1 protein-coding gene and 1 pseudogene are annotated in these 611 nt (G+C 60.6%); both read right to left on the bottom strand.

Annotation, left to right across the window (positions count from 1 at the left end; all coding sequences use genetic code 11):
• Positions 1 to 384: pseudogene (locus EOA24_RS40240) on the bottom strand (integrase); the annotation flags it as partial.
• The coding region (locus EOA24_RS40235) for a tyrosine-type recombinase/integrase (protein ID WP_145992591.1) at positions 381 to 611 on the bottom strand (231 nt) is incomplete at its 5' end. The pseudogene EOA24_RS40240 and the gene EOA24_RS40235, both read right to left, overlap by 4 nt.

Here is a 611-nt window from a genome sequence, read left to right as displayed (position 1 = left end):
GGGCGCTGGCCGGTGTAGCGCAGCAAGAGCCTTATCGGGGTTGGGGGACGCGAGAGCCCGCCAGATTGGCTTGTTCTGTTTGACGTTGTGCTGACTGCGGAGCACGGCGACGGGGTTGTTGGCGATCAACCCCATCTCGACGAGATAGTCGAGGAAGCGATCGACTATGCAGACCTGGTTCAACAGCGACGGCGATTGCCAACGCTTTTCCATTTCGTTCAGCCACGCCACGAGCATCTGGCGGTCGACTACCTGGTGACGGCGCGCAACGTCATCAAAGCTGCGAAGGATACAACGATAAGTGAGGCAGCTTCTCTGCTCGAACTGGGATGCTTGCAGAAAGTCAGCGACAACAGTGCGATCGGAATCGGGCCAGGCGCTCATAACAGCACCTCCGATCCGGGCACGTCGAGCGCCACTGCCCGCAGATCCTCGGTGGCCAGCTTGAGATAAGCGTTCGTAGACTGGGTCGATCGATGCCCGAGCACATCGCCAATGATCTTTTGCGGAACCGACGCGCGCAGCAGTTCGACCGCCCGCGCGTGACGGAAGACATGTGGCCCTCGTTTCCCCCGCGGGGTAACACCTGCTACTGACAGACGCCTCTGCAC

The organism is Mesorhizobium sp. M2A.F.Ca.ET.039.01.1.1, assembly GCF_003998035.1.
GTDB lineage: Bacteria > Pseudomonadota > Alphaproteobacteria > Rhizobiales > Rhizobiaceae > Mesorhizobium.
Note: the sequence above shows the minus strand (reverse complement) of the source record. Positions and strands in the feature narration are given on the sequence as shown.